We start from the raw sequence: 21,319 nt of genomic DNA on the forward strand, positions 1-21,319 counted from the left end.
CCCTTTGGACGCGGGCACCGGGCGTTCCTCCCCTCTGGTCTCGGCGCGGCGGGAACCGACAAACCCTAAACGACGACTTGGACGTGGCAGTTATTCCCATTCGCCGGCGAGATGCACGCGGCGCAAACGGCTGGGTCATCGGGGCAATCGCACGGCGGGGTTTCAAATCGGTCGATTTGGTGTACTGATACCACTACTCGGCTCCAGGAAGGCAAATGATGAAGCAAATCGCGGCTGCCACGTTCGCGATCGCCGCCGTGCTGCTGTCCAGCGCGTGTTCGGCCTCACAGGTCATCAACACCGGCGGCGACACCAAGTGCAAGGACTTCACCTCGCAGGACGAGAAGAAGCAGAACGACGAGGTCAGCAAGATGCTGAAGGACAAAAACGGCACGGACCCCGCCAATGCTGAGATCTCGGCCACCCGACTGTCGGCTCTGACCTATTGCCAGACGTTGGGCAAGCCGGACACCAAGATTTCCGAGGCGCCCCACGGCTGACCGTCACTGCGACGGGTTCAGTCGCAGCTTCGGAACGCGCGCCGTGCCGAGAGCGATGTAAAAGCGAATGATGCTGCAGCGCAACTAGATTTGCCGACGGAAGTTTTCCCAACGCTGGCGACAAGGTGGCGTTGGCCGCTGACCCGTGAGTGGTAGACATCAATCCGACACTGTCTGAAGCGAATTGGGCAGCTCGTCCTCCAGGACAGCCTGCGCGAGCAGTTCACCCAGCAGCGGACCGAACTTCATCAGGTTGCTGCCGACGAACGCGGTGACGCGGCCGCGGCGCGCCACGGTCCAGCCGTCACCGCCCGAGTCGAGCCACGGCGCGCGGACCGTCACGCAGTCCACGCGGCTCACCGGCGAAAGCGACGGGAACAGCGCGCGTACCGTCACAGGGTCCGGCACCTCCTGCCCGAACGCCCACCGGCCCGTCGTGCCGAGCGGCAACCCGTAACCCTCGGGCGCCGACAGGCACGCCGCGCCGGTCGCGTCGGCGCCCTCGTAGGAGAACCGAGTGTGCGGGGCGAACTGGACGCCGAGCGGGCCGAAGAGTTCCGGCGTCCGCACCCCGGCACAGATCAGCACGCGCGCGCCCCGCAGCACCGTCCCGTCCGCGAGTGTCGTCTCACCGTCGTCGGCGACGGACGCGACGTCACCACGCCGGATCTCGACGCGCCGCGCCAACGCGGACAGTGCGCTGCCGGCGCACAGGCTGCCGCCGAGCGGATCGAGCACACCGCCCTCCCACGGAGGTGACGCGAACGGGATCCGCGTGGCGATTTCCGCAGCGTCCACCCAGCGAAACTCCGCGCCCGCCGCCGTCATCGCCGCGGCGGTTTCGTCGCAGGCGCCGGCGGCGATGAACCCCTCCGAGCCCAGCAGCTGGCCCACGCCGAGTTCGGCTTCCCAGCGCTGCCAACCGGTGCGAGCCCGCAAGGCGAGGCGGCACAGCGCCGGGCGCCGGTGCGCGATCCGGAAGATGCGGCCCGGTCCCGTGGACTGCTCGCCGAACGGCTGGCCGCGCTCCAGCACGATCGCGGGCTCACCGTGCCGCGCCAGCTCGTAGGCGGCGGCCAGCCCGCACACCCCCGCGCCGACGATGATGATCACGCGACCGGCATACCCACGCGGTTAGAAAAAGAACCCGGCGTGGGGCGCGTCCGGCACCGCGAACAACCGATCCGCCACCGCAATTGCCGACGGGTCGTCGGCCCGGACCAACCCGGCGATCGCGAGGTCGCGCCAGGTCGTGCCGCCGAGCAGGGCACCGGCCAGCCCCTCGACGTCGACCGCCAGTTGTGCCCGCCGATCGGTCGGTTCGGCACCGCCGCCGGTGACGGTGAAGCGACGCGAATTGTCCGGCACCATAGCGTCTTTCACCGCGATGGTGACGGCACCGTCGCCGCTGTAGTGGCGTGCCGCCAGCGCCCGCGGCACGTCGATGACCCGCAGCCACGTCTCGTCGTGCACCGCGGTGACCCGCGCCGCCCGCCGATCGGCCAGCAGCCAGGGCAGCGGGTCGTCGAGGGGCAGCATCCAAAACACCACGCGGTCAATGAGATCCAGGCCGAGCAGGAATCGCAGCAGTCCGAGGTAGGCCTCGGCAGTGGGCGCGAAGAAGTCCTCCACGGCGATGGTGCGCTGGTCGCTGACGAACCACCGCTCGGTGTCGACGGGACGGTAGCGGGCGAACCCCGATTCGGCTCCAGGAGCACCGTGCACCGCGACGTACGAAGGCTGCGGCGACGACTCGGTGCGCAGCCGCAGGCTCTGCCACCACACGTCCGGGCGGTCGATGGTGCCCGGACGTGACGGGCGATGCTCGGCATAGATGCGGGGCAACAGCTCCCATGCTTGCGTGGCGTCGATCAACCGCACAGGACCGCCGGGCCCGACGTCGCGCCGCAGCGCCGCCCGGGCGGTGTGCACCTCGACGGTCTGCGACGAACTGGCGACGCCGTATCCGTACCGGCCGTAGATCGTCGCCTCCGAGGCCCGCAGCGACGCGACCACTTCACCGCGGGCCGCGATGTCCCGCAACTGATGACGGATCAGCTCCGTGGCGATGCCCTGCCGGGTGAACGACGGCAGCACCCCGATATGCGTGACGGCGGCGTGCCCGACCAGCGCACCGCCGGGCAGCGTCATCCGGCTCGTCACCGCGTCCGCGGTGCCGACCAGGTGACCGCCGGCGAACGCGCCGACGGTGCGGCCGGGTTCGAGCAACGCGGCGATGCGGCCGGGCGGCAGGTCTGGCAGCGGCGGGAAGCCGATCATGGCGACGCGAAAGACGTTGGCGGCCGCCAGGAGCTCGTCCTCGCTGTCGAGGACCCGGATCTCGGTGGTCATCCGGCCATCATGTCGCGTGCGCGCCGCGGCGTGGACCGCGGGCTGCGGCGCTAACGAATCTGCAAGCCGGTCAACGCCCGCGAGATCACCAGACGCTGGATCTCGCTGGTGCCCTCGAAGATGGTGAAGATCTTGGCGTCGCGGTGCATCCGCTCCACGGGATAGTCACGCGTGTAGCCGTTGCCGCCCAGGATTTGGATCGCCTCGTCGGTGACGTAGACGGCCGTCTCGCTCGCCACGAGTTTGGCCATCGACCCCTCCGCCGCGTCGAAGGATTGGTTGTTGCGCGCCATCCACCCGGCCCGCCACACCAGCAGCCGGGCGGCGTCGATGCGGCTCTTCATGTCGGCCAGCTTGAACGCCACGGCCTGGAATTCGCCGATCTTGCGGCCGAATTGTTCACGCTGGCAGGCATAGTCGAGGGCGTACTCGTAGGCGGCCCGGGCAACGCCGACCGCCATCGCGCCGACCGTGGGCCGGGTGCGCTCGAAGGTCTTCATCGCCGCCTGGCTCCGAGCAGAGGTGCCCGACTTGACGCGCGCGATCCGCGCCTCGAACTTCTCCCGCCCACCGAGGATGTGGTCTTCGGGAAGTCGCACGTTGTCCAGCACCACCTCGGCGGTGTGGGACGCCCGAATCCCGTGCTTTTTGAACTTCTGGCCCTGCGCCAGCCCGTTGATGCCCGCGGGGACGACGAAGGTGGCCTGGCCGCGGGTGCCGAGCTCGGGGTAGACCGATGCCACCACGATGTGCACGTTGGCGATGCCGCCGTTGGTCGCCCACGTCTTGGTGCCGTTGAGGACCCACTCCCCGCTGGCCTCGTCGTAGCGGGCCCGGGTGCGGATGGCGCCGACGTCGGAACCCGCGTCGGGCTCGGACGAACAGAACGCGCCCAGCTTCGGCTCGTCGGCCGTACCGAACATCTCGGGCAGCCAGCGGCCCAGCTGTTCGGGAGTTCCGTTGCCCGCCAAGGCCGCCGCGGCCAGGCCGGTGCCCATGATGGACAGCGCGATGCCGGCGTCGCCCCAGAACATCTCCTCGAACGCGGTGAGCATGCCCAGGCCGGTCGGCTCGGCCGCCTGCTGCGCGAAGAAGTCGGGGGAGTACAGGCCCACCTTCGCGGCCTCCTGGATCACCGGCCACGGGGTTTCCTCCCGTTCGTCCCATTCCGAGGCGGCGGGACGGATGACGTCGGCGGCGAACTTGTGCACCCAGTCGCGCACCTCGATCACGTCGTCGGTCAGTTGCAATGAGAAAGTCACGGCTTCACTCCTGGATTGTCTTTGTTCTCAACGGTTTCCGTATTGGGCGAGGACGCTGACGGTCTGGCTGACCCACGCCTCGAAGTAGCGCTCCTCGTCGATGTTGCCCGGCAGGCGGCCGGTCAGCGCCTGCAGCGTTGCGGCGTAGGACAACGACCCGATGGCGACGGCGGCGGCCGCCTGCGGATCGGGGATCCGGGTGCGGCCGGACCGGTTCGACGCGGCCAGTTCGTCGGCGAAGCGTTGATAGGCGTTGTCGGTGATGACCTGCCAGGTCTTCTCGTCGAGATCGCCGAGCTCGTCTGGTTCGCGCAGCATGACCTTGAGCAGGTCCTCGCTTTCTTTGAGGTTGCTCCAGATCAGCTGGCCCGCTGTGCGCACCCCCTGCTCGACGCCGCCGGGCTGCCCGGCGTCGTACTGCTCCCGCGCCGCCACGATGCTGTCGATCCGGTGCGCGACGGCGGCCTCGAGCAACTCCCGCTTGGAGCCGAAGTGCTTGTACAGCGCGCCCGACCCCGGCGCCAGCCCCGATGCCCGCTGGATGTCGGCCACCGACGTCGCCGCGTAGCCCTTGTCGGCGAAGAGCTTCAGCGCCGCGGCCAGCAGCCGATCGCGTCCGGAGGCGAGCATGGTGAGAGAGTACTCACTCACTACCGCCCAGGCAAAATGGCGCCAGTCGCAGGCGCGGGAACCGGCTCGATGATTGGCGTTAGATTCTCTGCGAAACGCCACGAGGCCTGAGCGCGGCGAATCGATATCGGTGTGAAGGTTGTGGTCAGGTGGTCGATACCGCCGCCCGGCCCGCGCCGCGAGCTGCATTGAGGAGCTGACATTCGCGTGTTACCGCACGTAGATCTGCCGATGCGGGTGTTGTCGCTGCGCACCATCGTCGTCGTCGCGGCACTGTCGGTGATCACCCTTGTGGTGCTGCTGGGCACCTGGGTGTGGGTCGGTGTCACCAACGATCAGTACAGCCAGCTCGACCGTCGGCTCGACTCGGTCAGCAGCCTGGGCGACATCAACTCGCTGCTCAACAACGTGCAGCACGCCAGCCCCGATCAGCCCATGCCGGACGGAAACCTGGTGCGCACCGCGCGCATCGGAGACGAGACCGTATCGGCGCCCAGCAATATCGTGCTGCCCAAGCTGCCAAACGGATACGCGAACACGACGATCGACGGGGTGCAATACCGCGTCCGCACCTTCTCCGCGGGGCCCGCCTCGATCGCGCTGGCCGCACCGTTGGCCGAAGCCCAGCACCGGATCAACGAGCTGCACCTGCGAGTGCTGTTGATCTGCGCCAGCGTCATCGGCGGCACGGTGGTCGTCGGCTGGGTGATCTCGTTGATCATGGTGAATCCGTTCCTGCTGCTGGCCCAGCAGGCCCGCGCCATCAACGCCCAGTCCAGCCCGGACGAGGTCCAGGTGCGCGGGGTGCGTGAGGCCGTGGAGATCGCCGAAGCCGTCGAGGGGATGCTCGCGCGCATCGGCAAGGAGCAACAACGCACCAAGGCCGCGCTCGAGTCGGCCCGTGACTTCGCGGCGGTCGCCTCGCATGAGTTGCGCACCCCGTTGACGGCCATGCGCACCAACCTGGAGGTGCTGTCCACCCTGGACCTGCCGCGTGAGCAGCGTCAGGAGGTCATCGGCGACGTCATCCGGACCCAGAGCCGCATCGAGGGCACCCTGACGGCGCTGGAACGGCTCGCGCAGGGCGAGCTCACCACCGTCGACGATTTCGTCCCGTTCGACATCACCGAACTTTTGGACCGGGCCGCGCACGACGCGCTGCGCATCTACCCCGAGGTGGAGGTGTCGCTGGTGCCCTCGCCGACCGTACTGATGGTGGGGTTGCCCACGGGGCTGCGGCTGGTGATCGACAACGCCATCGCGAACGCCGTCAAGCACGGCAACGCCGGCAAGATCCAGCTCACCGTGAGCAGCTCCAGCGAGGGCGTGGAGATAGCGATCGACGACGACGGCACCGGCGTGCCGGAATCGGAGCGGGCCACGGTGTTCGAGCGTTTCGCCCGCGGCTCGACGGCGTCGCGTTCGGGATCCGGTCTGGGTCTGGCGCTGGTCGCCCAGCAGGCCGAACTGCACGGGGGCACGGCGGCGTTGCAGACCAGCCCGCTCGGGGGGACCCGGCTGCTGCTGAACCTGGCCGGCGACGGGCGCGGTCCCGCATAGCTTGCGGCGCCCTTTCTGACCCGGGAAATCAGACGGGAACAGTTGGCCGATTTTCCGTTAAGCCGGCAACAATATCCACCGCGGTGCTCTCTTCTTGGGCCGCCTTTTAGGCGGGTGCCTTTACTGCCACGCATTCGCATGACCCACTCGCGCTGAAGCTTTGGGCGTTGACTTCGTGACCACTGTGTCTGCAGTGGCATACGAGGTTGTTTGACGGATGACTTATAAAGGGAATACCGCCGGTCAGGACAAACGCGAAATTTCCGGCCGACGGCCGGCGGGAAAGCAAGTGAATACACGAACGGTCGAACCGCACTAGACTGATGCGCCAAGCCCGTCTTTTAGACGCTGAGCAATCGGAGGGAAATCATGGTGCTGCAGGTGCAATCGGAGGCAGTGCTGGCGTCGTCATCCGCGGAGGCGGCCATCAGCGCGGAAACTCAGGCGGCGGCTTCGGCTGCTGCGCCGGTGCTTTTGGGAGTGCTGCCGATGGGCGCAGACCCCGACTCGGCGATGTTCGCGGCGGCGCTGAACGCGTGCGGCGGAAGCTACCTGGGAGTGGTTTCCGAACACGCCGCCCAGCGCGGCCTGTTCTCCGGTGCGCAGAGCCTTGCGTCGGGAACGTACGTCGTCACCGAGCTCATGCGTAGTTTGGCGTTGGCCATCGGCGCCTGAGACCAGCGACGCACAAAGGGGGAAGTACGCATGGCCGATCCGGGGTGGGCCGCGCGTACGCCTGAGGACAACGATGTGTTGCTCAAGGCGGGCGCCGGCGTCATCACCCATCTGGCCAACCAGGCCGCTTGGACCGCACTCGCGGCCACCCACCACGGCTCGAGCATCGCCTCGACGATCAACACCGTGGCCACGTCGGCGAGCTGGGTCGGTACCGGCTCCCTGGCCTCCGCAGCCAATGCCACCGCGCTGAACGCGTCGTTGCACGGGCTTGCCGGGTGGGTGGACGTCAAGCCGGCGGTGGTTTCCACCGCGGTCTCGGCGTATCAGATGGCGTACGGCTCGATGCGCCCAGCGCCCGAATGCATCGAGAACCGCACCGAATGCGCCACCGACTACGGCATCAACCCCCTCGTCCTCGGGGCCTTGACGCCCCGCATCACGTCGCTGGAGCTCGAATACTTCGGATCGATGTGGCCGAACAACTCCGCCGTCGGCGCCAGCTACGGAACGATCCTCACCGCGTTGACCCAAAGCCTCGCCATTCCGCCGCCGCTGGCAACCATGGGCGCATCGCCGGCGGCGCCGGCGGAGGCGGCTTCGGCGGTGGGTCAGTCCGCCGCCCAGGTCGCGGCCGGCGACGGCATGCGCTCCGCATTTCAGGGCGCGCAGACGGGCACACAGGGGGCCGGCCAGGCGGCGTCGGGCGGACAGGACTTCATGAGCCAGGCCGGCTCCTTCATGGAGCCGGTGCAATCGATGATGGGCGCGGTCCCGCAGGCGATGCAGGCTCCCATGCAGATGATGCAGGCGCCGATGCAGATGATGTCGCCGCTGCAATCGATGATGGGCATGTTCGCCAATCCCGGCGCCATGGCCGGGGCGACACCCGGAGTTTCGGCGGTCTCGGCGACCGAGGTGTCGGCCGTCGGCGCATCGGGCGGCGGCGGGGCCGCATCCCTGGGCAGTGGGGGCATGCCCGCGACCAGCTTCACCCGTCCCGTCAGCGCGTTCGAGCCCGTCAGCAGTGGCCGGCCGGTGGGGCTGCGGCCGAGCGGGGCGTTGGGGGCCGAGGCCATCCGTCCGCAGACCACCACGGTCGGCGGCGGCACACCGATGGGCGGCATGCCGGTGGGGCATGGGGCGGGAGGAGAGCGCGGATCCCGAGACAAATCCGAACAGCCCGCGACGGTGCGGGTTGTCGACACCAGAGTGTGAAGCCGGCCCGGCCAAGGGTGAATCGACAGTTCCAAATAGCCCTCATACACTTCGTTTCATGCCCCAGGTAATTCCCCGGGGGAGGGCAGCAGTAGTTAGGAGAAACCGCAAGTGGACAGTTCAACAATCCAAGTATCGTCGCAGGTGCTACGCGACGCTTCCAACCATATTCAGGCGAACATGGAGCACGCGATCGCAATCGCTCAGGGCTACATCGCGAATCACGAAAACGTGATGAACCCGTCGACCTGGTCCGGTGAAGCGGTCACCGCGTCACACGCGACGGCCATCGAAATTCAGAACGACCTGAACAAGGTCCTGTCCGGCGGAACCCGCCTGGCCGAGGGTCTCAAGCAGGCGGCGGCCTTGATGGAACACCACGAGGCGGATTCCACGCACGCCTTCAGCGCGCTATTCGGCGGCCACGGCTCCTAACCGGCCCACTCACTCTTAATTTCACTAATGGTCTTTTGAAAGGAAGCTCGCAAATGTCCAACCCGATCACTTATAACCCGGGCGCCGTAGCCGATTTCGCCTCCGACATCGGCTCCCGCGCCGGCCAGCTGCAGGGAATCTATGACGACACCTCGAACCGGACCAACCAGCTGACAGAATTCTTCGCCGGTCATGGTGCGAAGCAATTCTTCGAGGCGCAAGCGCAGATGCTGTCCGGGCTGCAGGGGTTGATCGACACCGTGAGCCAGCACGGGACGACGACCTCGCACGTGCTGGACAACGCGCTCGCGACCGACCAGAACATCGGCAACTTGTTCGGCTGAGATCGGTTCACCGCCACGATTGAAGGCGGGGCAGATGCGTGAGCGACGCATGTGCCCCCCTTCGGTGTCTGGGCCGCCGGTTGATGGGCGCTGCTTGGAAAGCGAAGTGACATGCTGACTACGACGCTCGATGGCCTGTGGGTGTTGCAGGCGGTGGCCGGGGTGGAGCAGACCTGCCCCGAACTGGGGTTGCGGCCGTTGCTGCCGAGGCTCGACACCCCCGAGCGGGCGCTGAGCCACCCGATCGCGGCCGAGTTGAGGACTGCCGGCGCCCTTGACGAGGCCGACAATGTCGACCCGATGATCCGCGAATGGCTCACCGTGCTGTTGCGGCGGGACTTGGCGTTGATGGTCAACATCGACGTGCCCGGACGCGAACCGACGCGGGTGTCTATCTGCCGCTTTGCCAGCTGGTGGGTGGTGCTGGAACGCCACGGCGAGCTGATCCGCATGTACCCGGCCGGTACCGCCAGCGACGAGGGTGGGGCCAGCGAGCTCGTGGTCGGGCAGGTAGAGCGGTTGTGCGGTGTGGCGGAGGCGGCGCCGTTGCGGCCGGTCACCCTGGACACCGAACAATTGCTCTCGTCGGTGCGCGATTCGGCCAGTCTGCGGACCTTTCTGCTCGCCCAGCGCCTCGACGCCGATCAATTGCAGCTCGTGCTCGCGGCCGCCGACCCGGCGCGCTCGGCGCGTGCGTCCATCGTCGCGCTGCAAGCCGGTGTCGGGCCGGACGAATTGGCGCGCGTGGCGGTCGGCGATTCGTCGGTGTCCATCGTCGACACCCCGTCGGGCCGCGTCTGCATCGAGTGCGTCATCTCGGGGCAGCGGCGCTACCAGATCGTCTCGCCCGGTTCGCGCAGCGACATCAGTGGCGCCGTGCAGCGGCTCATCCGCCGCTTGCCCGCCGGCGACGAGTGGTACTCGTATCGGCGGGTGGTCTGAGGAGGAGGACGATTTCTCAACTGACGCAAGATAAGTCAGTTAACCAATGCCGTGGAATAGCAACCCCTTACGCTCTTGAAGGGTTTCTTGATCGGTAAACGCGGTATCGCCGAGCGTGTTAGCATCGCGACGTGACAAGCCCTTGGAATGACCCGAATATGTCGGACGAAGGGGCGCTCAGACGGGGGGATCCGTCAGGGGGCCGCAACTTCCCGGATTCGGTGTCGGACACCATGCGCATTACCGATCTGGCCGCGCCTCGAAAGATTCCTCCGGGCTCGGGTTGGCGGAAATTCGTCTACGTCATCTCTTTTAAGAAAATAAACCCGGGTGAATCGCCCAGTGAGCGGCACTACCGGGACTTGCAGAACCGCATCCGGCGCCACATCCGGCGCCAGTACGTCATCACGGTGGTGTCCGGTAAGGGCGGGGTCGGCGTTTCGACGATGGTCGCCTGCATCGGTGGGGTGTTCCGAGAATGCCGCCCGCAGAACGTGATTGCGATTGACGCGGTCCCGGGCTTCGGCACGCTGGCCGACCGCATCGATGAGTCGCCGCCCGGCGACTACACCGCCATCATCAACGACACCGACGTCCAGGGCTACGCGGACATCCGTGAACACTTGGGGCAGAACCCGATCGGACTCGACGTGCTGGCCGGAAATCGCACGTCGGACCAGCCCCGGCCGCTGGTGCCGGCGATGTTCTCGGGGGTCTTGTCGCGGCTGCGGCGAACCCACACGGTGATGATCGTCGACACCTCGCCTGATCTGGAACACGAGGTGATGAAGCCGGTTTTGGAGAACACCGACACGCTCGTGTTCGTCTCCGGGATAACCGCGGACCGGTCCCGGCCGGTGCTGCGGGCCGTGGACTATCTGCGCTCGCAGGGCTACCACGAGCTGGTCTCGCGCAGCACCGTGATCATCAACCACACCGATCAGATCGCCGACAAGGATGCGCTGGCGTACTTGACCGAGCGCTTCAGCAAGGTCGGCGCGACCGTCGAAGAGATGCCGTTCGATCCGCACCTGGCCAAAGGCGGGCTCATCGACACGGTTCATGAATTAAAGAAAAAGACGCGGTTGCGGCTTTTTGAAATCACCGCCGGCCTGGCCGACAAATACATTCCGGATGCGGAGCGGACGGCGCCGTGACATCAGCGCATAAGGTCGCTTTCCCGGCGCGCTGTGCGGTCAATATTTCCTACGAGAAGCATCTCTGCTCCCAAGTGTTCCCGGCCGGAATTCCGGTGGAGGGATTCTTCGAGGGAATGGTCGAGCTCTTCGACGCGGACCTGAAGCGCAAGGGTTTCGACGGCATTACGCTGCCGGCGGGCAGCTACGAACTGCACAAGATCAACGGTGTCCGGCTGGACATCAACAAGAGCCTGGACGAGCTGGGCGTGCAGGACGGGGACACCCTGGTGCTGGTGCCCCGAGTGGCCGGCGAATCCTTTGAACCGCAGTACGAGTCGTTGTCGACCGGCTTGGCGGCCATAGGCAAGTGGCTGGGCCGCGACGGCGGCGACCGGATGTTCGCCCCGGTGACGCCGCTGACGGCCGCGCACACCGCGGTCGCGATCATCGCGATGGCGGCCGGGGTGGTGGTGGCGCTGACGTTGCGGGCCCGCACATTCACCGACAACCCCGTCCCGGCCGCGGTGTCCGGCGCCGTCGGGGCCTTGCTGGTGGTCGGGGCCGCCGTCGTCTGGTGGGGCTGGCGGGAGCGGCGCGACCTGTTCAGCGGATTCGGTTGGCTGGCCGTGGTGTTGCTGGCCGTCGCGGGCGCATGCGCGCCCCCGGGCACGCTGGGGGCGGCGCACGGGGTGATCGGCCTCGTGATCGTGATCCTGGGTGCCATCGCCATCGGCGTGATGACACGCAAGCGGTGGCAGACCGCGGCCGTCACCGCGGTGGTGACGGTGAGCGGAATCCTCGCCGCCGTCGCCGTCGTCCGGATGTTCCGGCCGGCCTCGGCGCAGGTACTGGCCGTCTGCGTGCTGGTCGGATTGCTGATCTTGGTCAGGATGACCCCCCTGATTGCGCTGTGGGTGGCTCGGGTGCGGCCGCCTCACTTCGGATCGATCACCGGACGCGACCTGTTCGCGCGCCGCGAGGGCATGCCCGTCGACACGGTCTCCCCGGTCAGCGAGGACGAATCCGAGGACGAGGACAACGAATTGACCGACATCACCGCGCGCGGCGCAGCGATCGCCGCCTCGGCGCGGCTGGTCAACGCGGTGCAGGTCGGTGTGTGTGTCGGGGTGTCGATCGTCCTGCCCGCCGCCGTATGGGGGGTGCTGACGCCGGGGCGTCCCTGGGCGTGGTTGGCGCTGGTGGTCGCGGGACTGGTGGTAGGCATCTTCATCACCCAGGGCCGCGGATTCGCTGCCAAGTACCAGGCCGTCGCGCTCGCCTGCGGGGCCGCGGCCGCGGTATGCGCCGGAGTGGTCAAATACGCCATTTACGAACCGAAAGACGTTGTGAGCGGCCTGCTTTGGCCCGCAGTGGCCATCGCCGCCTTCGCGGCGTGCGGTCTGGCCGCGGCGCTTCTTGTGCCGACGGTGCGGTTCAGGCCCTTCATCCGGTTGACCGTGGAATGGGTGGAAGTGTTGGCGTTCATCGTCCTGCTGCCCGCGGCGGCGGCCCTGGGAGGGCTGTTCACGTGGATTCGCCACTAAAGAGGGTCGCGGCGGTGACTGCCGCCGTGGCCCTCGTCGCGCTATCCGCGAATGTTCCCGCCGCGCAGGCTATTACGCCCCCGCAGGTGGATCCCGGACTGGTGCCCCCGGACGGACCGCCCAAGCCAGACCAACCGATGCGGCGCGCCAACAGCTGCTCGACGCCCATCACTGTGCGCAATCCCGATGTGGGGCAGCTGGCACCGGGCTTCAACCTGCTCAACATCAGCAAGGCCTGGCAATACAGCACCGGCAACGGTGTACCGGTGGCGGTCATCGACACCGGCATTTCGCCCAACCCGCGGCTGCCGGCCGTGCCCGGTGGTGACTACATCATGGGTGAGGACGGCCTGTCGGATTGCGACGCGCACGGCACCATCGTGGGCTCGATCATCGCCGCTGCGCCGCAAGGGACTCTGCCCATGCCGCGGCCCATGCCGTCGACACCGGCGTTCCCTCCGCCGGCCGGACCCCCACCGGCCAACGGCGCCCCACCGCCGCCGGTCGAGGTCCCGCCACCGGTCGCGCCACCGCCAGCTCCAACGGCCCGGCGGATCCGCAGACCGAGGACGAACCCGCGGTGCCCCCGCCCCCGCCGGGAGCGCCCGACGGGGTGGTGGGCGTGGCCCCGCACGCGACCATCATCTCAATTCGCCAGTCCTCCAGGGCTTTTGAGCCGGTCAACCCCGGGCCGGGGGACCCCAACTCCGACGAGAAGGTCAAAGCCGGCACGCTCAACACGGTGGCGCGCGCGGTGGTGCACGCGGCCAACATGGGCGCGAAAATCATCAACATTTCCGTCACCGCCTGCCTGCCGGCGGCGGCCCCCGCCGACCAGCGGGCGTTGGGCGCCGCGCTGTGGTACGCCGCCACCGTCAAGGACGCGGTGGTGGTGGCCGCGGCCGGAAACGACGGAGAAGCCGGCTGCAACAACAACCCGATGTACGACCCGCTGGAACCGTCGGATCCGCGTGACTGGCATCAGGTCAAGGTTGTCTCGTCGCCGTCGTGGTTTTCCGACTACGTCCTGTCGGTCGGTGCGGTCGATGCCACCGGCGCCGCGCTCGACAAGAGCATGTCGGGCCCATGGGTGAGTGTGGCCGCGCCGGGCACCCACATCATGGGTCTCTCGCCCCAGGGTGGTGGGCCGGTGAATGCGTACCCGCCGTCGAGGCCCGGCGAGAAGAACATGCCGTTCTGGGGCACCAGCTTCTCGGCCGCCTACGTCAGCGGCGTCGCGGCGCTGGTCCGGGCGAAGTTCCCCGACCTGAGCGCCCATCAGGTGATCAACAGGATCGTGCAGTCGGCGCACAATCCGCCTGCGGGAGTGGACAACAAGGTCGGGTACGGGTTGGTCGATCCCGTTGCGGCACTGACGTTCAACATCCCGCCGGGTGACCGGATGCCGCCGGGCGCGCAGAGCCGCATCATCAGGCCGGCACCGCCGCCCCCACCGGCGGACCATCGGGCGCGCAACATCGCCATCGGGTTCATCGGTGCGGTGGCCGCCGGTGTGCTCGTGGCCGCGATCGCGGCGCGGCTGAGGAGGGCGCGGTGAGCTCCACCCTGACCGGGTTCAGCCGGGGTAGCAATCGGCGGGTCCTCGGGGTGTGGGTGGTGTTCTTACTCGCGGCGGCGAGTTGGGCGGTGGGCGGCTACATCGGTGCGGCGATCGCCGTGGCGGTCGGGGTCGCGGCGGTGTTCGTCCGCTGGTGGGGTCAGCCGGCGTGGTCATGGCTGGTGCTGTGGCGGCGGGGCCGGCGCCCGATCCGCTGGAACGCCCCGATCACGGTGGCCAACAACCGATCCGGCGGTGGGGTCCGCGTGCAAGACGATGTCGCGGTGGTGGCGGTGCAGCTGCTCGGCCGGGCGCACCAAGCGACCCTGGTGACGGGTTCGGTGACCGTCGATACCGACAACGTCATCGATGTCGTCGAACTGGTGCCGATGATGCACCAGGCGCTGGGCCTACAGCTCGACTCGATCAGCGTCGTCTCACTCGGGTCCCGGCACGGCAATATCGGGGACTACCCGCGGGTGTATGACTCGGAGATCGGGACCCCGCCGTATGCGGGCCGCCGGGAAACCTGGTTGATCATGCGGCTGTCCATCATCGACAACACCCAAGCGCTCCGCTGGCGCACCACCGTTGGCGCCGCGGCCATTTCGGCGGCGCAGCGCATCGCGGGCCTGCTGCGTTGCCAGGGGCTGCGGGCGAAGGTGGCCACCGCCACCGATCTGGCCGAGCTCGATCGGCGGCTGGGGTGCGACGCCGTCGAGGGGGAGACGCAGAGGTGGAAGGCCATCCGCGGTGAGGCGGGCTGGATGACGACCTACGCGTATCCGGCCGACGCGATCGACTCGCGCGTGCTGTCGCAGGCGTGGACGCTGCGCGCCGACGAGGTCATCCAGAACGTGACCGTGTATCCGGATGCGACCTGCACCGCGACGATCACCGTCCGCACGCCGACGCCGGCCCCCACCCCGCCGAGTGTGATCTTGCGCCGGCTCAACGGGGAACAGGCCGCGGCCGCCGCGGCCAACATGTGCGGCCCGCGGCCCTACCTGCGGGCACTGCGGCCCAGCCCGCTGCCCGAGCAACTGCTCACCGAGATCGGCCCTTCGGGCGTGCTGGTCGGAAAACTGAGCAACGGAGACCGCCTGCTGATCCCCGTCACCGATGCCGGCGAGCTGTCAAGGGTTTTCGTTGCCGCCGACGATCCGGTCGCCAAGCGGATCGTGATCCGCACCGCCGGCGCGGGCGAGCGGGTGTGCGTGCATACCCGCGACATGACACGCTGGGCCAGCGTGCGGATGCCGGAGATCGGCGTCGTCAGCACGGCGCGGCCCGCGCCGCGCACCACCGTCAGCGTCGTGGAGCACGCCGCGCCGATCTCACCCACCCCGCGCCCCGCGACCGTGATCACCATCGCCCCGTCCGGCACGAGGCTGCCCGAGGGACACCGGCACAACTTCGAGGTGATCATCGAGCAGGTTGGCCCAGCGACGGTGCGGGTCAGCGCGGCGGGGAAGGATTGGCTGGTCGAGATGGACATGTTCCGCGCCGAGAACCGCTACGTGAGTCTCGACCCGGTCACCATGTCGGTCATGTAGAACATCGAGGATTCTAAGGCACACGCGATGGGTGATTTGCAAACTGCCCGTAGGCATTTCGACCGGGCCATGGCGGTCATGAGCAGGCAGGGCCGGGCGGCGGCGCTGCCGGAGTTCGTCGCGGCCACCGACGCCGATTCGTCGATGGCCGACGCGTGGCTGGGCCGCATCGCCTGTGGCGACAACGATCTCGCCTCGCTGAAGAGGCTCTACGCCACCAGCGAATGGCTGCACCGTGAAACGACCCGCATCGGGCAGAGGCTCGCCGCGGAGATCCAGCTGGGGCCCTACATCGGAATCACGGTGACCGACGCATCGCAAGTGGGGTTGGCGTTGTCGTCTGCGCTGACCATCGCCGGCGAATACGCCGAGGCCGACAGGCTGCTGTCCAATCGCGACCTGCTCGATTCGTGGGCCAACTATCAGTGGCACCAGCTGGCCCGGGCGTTCTTGATGTACACGACGCAGCGCTGGCCGGACGTATTGTTGGCCGCCGCCGACGAACTTCCCCCGCAGGCGATCATCATGTCGGCCGTGACGGCGTCGATTTGCGCGCTGGCGGCTCACGCCGCGGCGCACCTGGGGCAGGGCCGGGTCGCGCTTGACTGGCTCGACCGCGTGGACGTGATCGGGCAGACCAACGCGTCGGGCCGCTTCGACGCCGACGTGTTGACCGCATCGATCGGGCCGGCCGATATCCCGCTGCTGGTCGCCGATTTGGCGTATGTGCGCGGGATGGTGCACCGCCAACTGCGTGAGGAGGACAAGGCCCAGGTCTGGCTGTCGAAGGCCACCATCAACGGCGTCCTGACCGAGGCCGCGAAGGCCGCGTTGGCCGACCCGAACCTGCACCTGGTCGTGACCGACGAGGAAACGATCGCCAGCCGCACCGATCGGTGGGACGTGTCGACGGCCAAGAGCCGTGACGAGCTGGACGACGACGCCACCTCGGAGCGGCGCGCCGAGTTGCTCGCCGAGGGCCGGGCACTGCTGGCCAAGCAGGTCGGACTGGCCGCGGTCAAGCAGGCCGTGTCGGCGCTCGAAGATCAGCTCGAAGTGCGGATGATGCGCCTCGAGCATGGCCTGCCGGTGGAGGGACAGACCAACCACATGCTGCTGGTTGGCCCGCCCGGCACCGGGAAGACGACCACCGCCGAAGCGCTCGGCAAGATCTACGCCGGCATGGGCATCGTGCGCAACCCCGAAATCCGGGAGGTCCGTCGGTCGGACTTCTGCGGCCACTACATCGGGGAGTCGGGACCCAAGACCAACGCGTTGATCGAAAAGTCGCTTGGCCAAATCATTTTCATGGACGAGTTCTATACCTTGGTCGAGCGGCACCAGGACGGCACACCCGACATGATCGGCATGGAGGCCGTCAATCAGCTCCTGGTGGCGCTGGAAACCCACCGCTTCGACTTCTGTTTCATCGGCGCCGGTTACGAGGATCAGGTGGACGAGTTCCTCACCGTGAACCCGGGGTTGGCCGGCCGCTTCAACCGCAAGCTGCGGTTCGAATCGTATTCGCCGGCCGAGATCGTCGAGATCGGACACCGCTACGCGGCGCCGCGCGCCAGCAAGCTCGACGACGCCGCGCGGGAGGCATTCCTGGATGCGGCCACGACCATCCGCAACTACACCACGCCGGGCGGGCGGCACGGCATCGATGCCATGCAGAACGGCCGGTTCGCCCGCAACGTCATCGAACGTGCCGAGGGGTTTCGGGATACTCGCGTGGTCGCGCAAAAGCGTGCGGGCCAAACGGTGACGGTCGAGGATCTGCAGATCATCACCGCGCCCGACATCGAGGCCGCGGTGCGCAGCGTGTGCTCGGACAACCGCGACATGGCGGCCATCGTCTGGTAGGCCTCGGCCAGGGATCCGCGATTGCCCTTACGTCGGTTCGAAGCGGAAGACGGCGAGTCGCCCCGCCAGCGCTTCGAATTCGTCGGCCGTCCCATCGCGCACCATCCCCGACCGTTTCGCGAACGCCACACCGACGGGCACCTGGGCGGGGAACGCCCGCAGCACCGGCCGCGCTTCTCGGGCGGAGAGTTCGACGATCCGGACCTGCCGTGACCGCCGTCCCCGGCTGAGCGTGCCGGTGCCCGCCGCCCGGGCGTTGGCCGCCCAGTCGGCGCCGGGATAACCCGCCACGACATAGAGGTCACCCCGAAACTTGAATGGTGTCATCGGGGTGCTGCGAGGCCGGCCCGACTTGCGGCCGGGGACCGTCAGCACCATCGCGGGACCGGTGGGGATCCCGAGGCGTTGGACCGCCATCATCACCCTGTTCATCGGCTTGAGGTAGCGCGGCGGACGCGGTTCGGACATGTGCGGCTCCTTTGCTAACTCGCACGGGCGAAAACGTCGCGATGCCCGGCGACCCACTGGCCGAAGGGGAGCGCCGGCCGGCCGAGGATCTTCTCCACGTCGTGGGTGACCAGCGCGGGTGCATCGAGTGTCGCGGCCAGCATGGCGATGTAGGCATCCGCGAAGTCGGCGGTGAAGCCCAACGCGAGGAATCGTTGGCGCACCGCGGTATTCGGGATTTCGCGGTACTGCAGCGGCCGATCCAACACGGCGCCGATGGCCTCGACCAGCTCCGAGTTGGTGAAAGCCTGCGGACCGGTCAGCGGGATCCGCTGCCCGACAAGCTCATCGGTGAGCAACGCCCGCGCTGCCACCTCCGCAATGTCGGTCTCGACGATGGGTGCCGTCGAAGCCGCGGCGTACGGCCCAAAAACCACGTCGCCCGCGCGGATCTGCGGTGACCACATGCCGGCGAAGTTCGTCGCGAATACCGTCGGCCGCAGGCTCACCCAGGCCAGGCCGGAGTCGACGGCGAGCTGTTCGACCTCCTTGTTGCGGTCCCCGCGGAAGCGGGACGGCTGCCGGGAGAAGTCGTCGTCGGCGTTGATCGCCGAGAGCGCAACCAGCTTCCTCACCCCGGCGCGCACGCACTCGGTTACCACCCGCTGCAGGTCCTCACCCAGCGCCCGGGAATTGAGGAACACCGCCGACGCGCCGGGCAGCGCCGCGGTCGCCGACCCGACCGGTTCGACGCCGGACGGAAACCCGGCCGTCTCCGGCGCACGGGTCACCGCGCGCACCGGCGCCCCCGCGGCGGCAAGGGCGGCGACGAGAGGGCGTCCGACGTTGCCGGTCGCTCCGGTTATCACAATGGTCATGGGAAGGCCCCTTTCTCGGAATTTTCTGCGGTGTTCCAAGGACGGGGCGAAAGGTGGGAAAGTTACACGTGGAAAACCTGTAACTTTTTGCCGCAGCGGATCGTCGAAGAGTCATGAACCAGTCGCAGCCAGCGGGCGACCAGGTCGCCGAGGCCTGGCGTCGTCACCGACCGTATCTTGTCAACCTCGCCTACCAAATGCTCGGCGACGTCGGTGACGCCGAAGACGTTGCGCAGGAGGCATTTTTGCGGCTCTCGCGGGCCGACGTCGGCGAGATCGATGACGTCCGAGGTTGGCTGACGGTGGTGGCGAGCCGGCTCTGCCTCGACCAGGTCCGCTCGGCACGCGCCCGCTACGAACGACCGGGCGAGGTCCAGGAGCGGCCGGCGCCGCACCGCTCCGACCCTGCCGACCGGGTCACCCTCGACGACGAGATCCGCGCCGCGTTGCTCGAAGTGCTGCGCAGGCTCAGTCCCGGGGAACGGGTCGCCTTCGTGCTGCACGACGTGTTCGGCGTCCCGTTCGAATCGATCTCCGAAACCGTGGGCCGCCCGGTGGGCACCTGCCGTCAACTGGCGCGGAGAGCGCGGGCGAAATTCGTTGCCGCGCAACCCAAAATCAACGAGGTGGGGACGGCCGAGCACCAGCTGGTCACCGAGAAGTTCATCACCGCATGCGCCAACGGCGACGTTGCGGCGTTGGCCGCCGTGCTGGACCCGACGGTGTGGGGCGTGGGCACGATCCTCGCCGACCCGCCCCCGCCGCAGCAGATCAACCACGGGCCGGACGCGGTGGCCACCAACCTGCTGCGCTACCTGTGGCCGGACGTGACGTTGGTCAGCGGCCCCGTCGGGCAACCGGTGCTGTTGGCATTCACCGATCGCCGGCTGTTCGCCGTCATTGTCCTGACGATCCGCGGGTCCCGCGTGGCCAAGATCGAGGCGATCGCGGACCCGGCCGCGCGGATGGGAAATCCGGCCGAACGAGGCTAGCCCGGCTGGTCGTCGTGACGGGCCACGAAATAGCCCGCGATCGTCGCCGTGACCTCGAGGAATTTCCGCCGCGTCGCCGACGCCATTTCGCGGCTCACATCGATGACACCGCCCGGCCGCAGGTGGGGGTCGAAGGGCACTTCGATCACCGGCCGGCCGTGATCGATGAACTCGCGGGCCAGCAACGCCCGGGTGCGCTTGTCGGCGTGGCCATCTGAATCGTTGAGCACGACGACGCTGTTCCGCAGCAGTGTGTCGAAGCCCTGATCTGCCAGCCACTCCATGGTCCTGGCGGCGGCATTCGCCCCGTCCGCCCACGGCGAGGAAACCACGATCAGCGCGTCCAAATCGCGCAGCACCTCCTGGGTGACCGGCGCGTCCATCGTGGAACCGCAGTCGATGACCGAGATCGCGAAATGACGGTCGAGGCGTAACGCGGCCTCCCGGTAGATCGCGGGGTCGAGCACCCGGCGCGGCCCGGCCGCCGGTTCACCACCGAGCACGTGCAGGCCGGCGGAGTTGCGCCCCACCCGGGCGACCACATCGCTGAAAGACTCCAGGTTCTTGTCGGCGGTGAGTTCCCAGAACGATCCGGACGACCGCGGGTCGATCCGGCTGCTGAGTCGGCCGAAGGCGGTGTCGGCGTCGATCGCCACGACGTGGTCCTGCCTTCGGAGTTCGGCGAACAGCGAGCCCACACTGGCGGCCACCGACGTTTTTCCGACGCCACCCTTGCCCAGGATGCCCACCTTGTAGTTGCCGAGCAGGCGGGCCCGGATCGCCGCCTCGAATTGGGCGTCCTGCTGTTGCGCGGATGACGGACCCAGCTTGACGAGACCAAAAGTGATGAGCCGGAGGATGCGTCGCCAACCGCGGTCGGGTGTTGCGCCGACGGGGCTGGTGGACCGCGCCGGCGTTGCGGTGATCGGCGGTACCGCAGCGGCGGGTGCGGGGGCCTCCTGTGGAGCCGGCCTCGCGGGCGGCCGCGGGAAAGCGGGCGCGGCGACGGCGGGCTGTTGGGACGGAGCGGGCGGACGCTGCGGAGGCGCCGGCGGGCGCACCGGGGTCCCCGACGGTGGCCGCGGTGTGAGGCGCTGGCCGACAGGAGGCTGCGGCGCAGGCGGCACACTCCCGGGCGGGGGGCCGGGCGGGCGCGCCGCCGCCGTACCGGGCGGCGGCTGCAGACGGTCCCGCAGGAATTCGTCGCGCTCGTTCATGGGCTCCTCGGGTGCCGGGCGATCGGTCGGCGCTGGTGGGGTGCGTCCTGGGCTAGTGATAAGCGCCACGGCTCACCGCCGGCGCCGGATGCGGACCAGTACCCGTCCAGTATCTCCGCCGTGCCGCCCATCGCTACCGTGCAAACTTAGCAGCGCTCGCTTTGGCCTGCCCGCGGTGGCTTTGGCCGCCCGCTGAGCACGACC

The 21,319-nt window shown here is 68.2% G+C and carries 19 protein-coding genes and 1 pseudogene; 13 read left to right on the forward strand and 7 right to left on the reverse strand.

The window, feature by feature from the left end:
* The first annotated feature begins 215 nt into the window (after positions 1–215).
* Positions 216–500: a hypothetical protein gene (locus A5750_RS11760; protein ID WP_066953571.1), complete on the forward strand. Its 285-nt coding sequence runs from the start codon at positions 216–218 to the stop codon at positions 498–500.
* A 159-nt stretch (positions 501–659) separates the two neighbouring features.
* Here the strand turns inward: A5750_RS11760 and A5750_RS11765 are convergent, their stop codons facing one another.
* The 4 genes from A5750_RS11765 to A5750_RS11780 are packed head-to-tail and all read right to left on the reverse strand — an operon-like array spanning position 660 to position 4,744.
* A complete protein-coding gene (locus tag A5750_RS11765) occupies positions 660–1,613 on the reverse strand; it encodes an FAD-binding oxidoreductase (RefSeq protein ID WP_067262966.1) in 954 nt (317 codons plus the stop codon).
* Between the two features lie 21 nt (positions 1,614–1,634).
* Positions 1,635–2,852 (reverse strand): GNAT family N-acetyltransferase, encoded by a 1,218-nt coding sequence (locus tag A5750_RS11770; RefSeq protein WP_067262971.1) that lies wholly within the window; start codon positions 2,850–2,852, stop codon positions 1,635–1,637.
* Between the two features lie 50 nt (positions 2,853–2,902).
* Positions 2,903–4,114, reverse strand: coding sequence for an acyl-CoA dehydrogenase family protein (locus tag A5750_RS11775; protein WP_067262975.1), 1,212 nt, complete (start codon positions 4,112–4,114; stop codon positions 2,903–2,905).
* Positions 4,115–4,141: 27 nt separating this feature from the next.
* Positions 4,142–4,744: a TetR/AcrR family transcriptional regulator gene (locus A5750_RS11780; protein ID WP_067262979.1), complete on the reverse strand. Its 603-nt coding sequence runs from the start codon at positions 4,742–4,744 to the stop codon at positions 4,142–4,144.
* A gap of 231 nt (positions 4,745–4,975) precedes the next feature.
* On the opposite strand from A5750_RS11780, the gene A5750_RS11785 reads away from it, so the two are divergent.
* The 11 genes and pseudogenes from A5750_RS11785 to eccA all read left to right on the forward strand — a co-directional run bounded on the left by A5750_RS11785 (position 4,976) and on the right by eccA (position 17,581).
* Positions 4,976–6,304 carry a sensor histidine kinase KdpD gene (locus A5750_RS11785; RefSeq protein WP_067262983.1) on the forward strand — a complete coding sequence of 443 codons (1,329 nt, stop codon included), beginning with the start codon at positions 4,976–4,978 and terminating at the stop codon, positions 6,302–6,304.
* A gap of 369 nt (positions 6,305–6,673) precedes the next feature.
* Positions 6,674–6,979, forward strand: coding sequence for a PE domain-containing protein (locus A5750_RS11790; RefSeq protein ID WP_066953560.1), 306 nt, complete (start codon positions 6,674–6,676; stop codon positions 6,977–6,979).
* A gap of 30 nt (positions 6,980–7,009) precedes the next feature.
* Positions 7,010–8,197, forward strand: coding sequence for a PPE family protein (locus A5750_RS11795; protein WP_066953558.1), 1,188 nt, complete (start codon positions 7,010–7,012; stop codon positions 8,195–8,197).
* Between the two features lie 111 nt (positions 8,198–8,308).
* Positions 8,309–8,632 carry a WXG100 family type VII secretion target gene (locus tag A5750_RS11800; RefSeq protein ID WP_066953556.1) on the forward strand — a complete coding sequence of 108 codons (324 nt, stop codon included), beginning with the start codon at positions 8,309–8,311 and terminating at the stop codon, positions 8,630–8,632.
* A gap of 53 nt (positions 8,633–8,685) precedes the next feature.
* Entirely contained in the window at positions 8,686–8,976 is a 291-nt protein-coding gene (locus A5750_RS11805) for a WXG100 family type VII secretion target (protein WP_066953553.1), read from the forward strand.
* Between the two features lie 111 nt (positions 8,977–9,087).
* Positions 9,088–9,918 carry an ESX secretion-associated protein EspG gene (locus A5750_RS11810; protein ID WP_066953552.1) on the forward strand — a complete coding sequence of 277 codons (831 nt, stop codon included), beginning with the start codon at positions 9,088–9,090 and terminating at the stop codon, positions 9,916–9,918.
* Positions 9,919–10,049: 131 nt separating this feature from the next.
* Entirely contained in the window at positions 10,050–11,075 is a 1,026-nt protein-coding gene (locus A5750_RS11815; RefSeq protein WP_156659540.1) for a MinD/ParA family protein, read from the forward strand.
* The gene (eccD, locus tag A5750_RS11820; RefSeq protein ID WP_082959095.1) at positions 11,072–12,601 is read left to right on the forward strand and encodes a type VII secretion integral membrane protein EccD; all 1,530 of its coding nucleotides are present in this window, start codon (positions 11,072–11,074) and stop codon (positions 12,599–12,601) included. Before A5750_RS11815 ends, eccD begins: the two co-directional genes overlap by 4 nt.
* A pseudogene (gene mycP, locus A5750_RS11825) lies at positions 12,586–14,159 on the forward strand (type VII secretion-associated serine protease mycosin). Before eccD ends, mycP begins: the two are co-directional and overlap by 16 nt.
* Positions 14,156–15,715 carry a type VII secretion protein EccE gene (gene eccE / locus A5750_RS11830; RefSeq protein ID WP_067262988.1) on the forward strand — a complete coding sequence of 520 codons (1,560 nt, stop codon included), beginning with the start codon at positions 14,156–14,158 and terminating at the stop codon, positions 15,713–15,715. Before mycP ends, eccE begins: the two are co-directional and overlap by 4 nt.
* 27 nt (positions 15,716–15,742) lie before the next feature.
* Complete coding sequence (gene eccA, locus A5750_RS11835; RefSeq protein ID WP_066953546.1) at positions 15,743–17,581, forward strand: type VII secretion AAA-ATPase EccA; 1,839 nt, start codon at positions 15,743–15,745, stop codon at positions 17,579–17,581.
* A 27-nt stretch (positions 17,582–17,608) separates the two neighbouring features.
* On the opposite strand, the gene A5750_RS11840 is transcribed toward eccA, so the two are convergent.
* Positions 17,609–18,049 (reverse strand): nitroreductase family deazaflavin-dependent oxidoreductase, encoded by a 441-nt coding sequence (locus tag A5750_RS11840; protein ID WP_066953541.1) that lies wholly within the window; start codon positions 18,047–18,049, stop codon positions 17,609–17,611.
* A gap of 14 nt (positions 18,050–18,063) precedes the next feature.
* On the reverse strand, positions 18,064–18,906 hold the full coding sequence (locus A5750_RS11845) for an NAD(P)H-binding protein (RefSeq protein ID WP_066953538.1): 843 nt from the start codon (positions 18,904–18,906) through the stop codon (positions 18,064–18,066).
* Between the two features lie 113 nt (positions 18,907–19,019).
* Here A5750_RS11845 and sigI point away from each other — a divergent pair, with 113 nt between their 5' ends.
* Complete coding sequence (gene sigI, locus A5750_RS11850) at positions 19,020–19,898, forward strand: RNA polymerase sigma factor SigI (protein WP_066953536.1); 879 nt, start codon at positions 19,020–19,022, stop codon at positions 19,896–19,898.
* On the opposite strand, the gene A5750_RS11855 is transcribed toward sigI, so the two are convergent.
* Positions 19,895–21,115 (reverse strand): MinD/ParA family protein, encoded by a 1,221-nt coding sequence (locus tag A5750_RS11855; RefSeq protein ID WP_197505415.1) that lies wholly within the window; start codon positions 21,113–21,115, stop codon positions 19,895–19,897. The genes sigI and A5750_RS11855 overlap by 4 nt on opposite strands.
* Positions 21,116–21,319 lie beyond the last annotated feature (204 nt).

The sequence above is a fragment of the Mycobacterium sp. 852002-51613_SCH5001154 genome (genome assembly GCF_001667425.1).
Lineage (GTDB): Bacteria > Actinomycetota > Actinomycetes > Mycobacteriales > Mycobacteriaceae > Mycobacterium.